The organism is Paraburkholderia sp. SIMBA_027 (genome assembly GCF_046535315.1).
GTDB classification, from domain to species: Bacteria; Pseudomonadota; Gammaproteobacteria; order Burkholderiales; family Burkholderiaceae; genus Paraburkholderia; species Paraburkholderia tropica.
In genome coordinates this window covers 1-243 of sequence record NZ_JAWRWY010001429.1, presented here as the reverse complement: position 1 = coordinate 243, position 243 = coordinate 1, and the positions used below count along the sequence as shown (strand labels likewise).

Here is a 243-nt window from a genome sequence, read left to right as displayed (position 1 = left end):
ACAGCAGTTACCAAGTGGGCTTTCACGAGTCGGCCGAGGCCAACGTTGAGGCTCTTGCGCATGGTGGCGTACGTGGCAACCGGCACCTCGGCGCCAAGGGCGTGTTGAGGCATGTTGCCGCTGACGTAGACGCCAGTAAATTCGCGGCCGTCCACCTTGTAGCTGGCTAAAGCCTTGGCCACATGGTCATCGGTGCGCCGCTGCTCGTGGAATCCGTGGGAGACCGCGTGCATCCAGTCCACG

The 243-nt window shown here is 62.6% G+C and carries 1 protein-coding gene; it reads right to left on the bottom strand.

The window, feature by feature from the left end:
• The coding region (locus SB764_RS43905) for a hypothetical protein (protein WP_410867298.1) at positions 1 to 243 on the bottom strand (243 nt) is incomplete at both ends.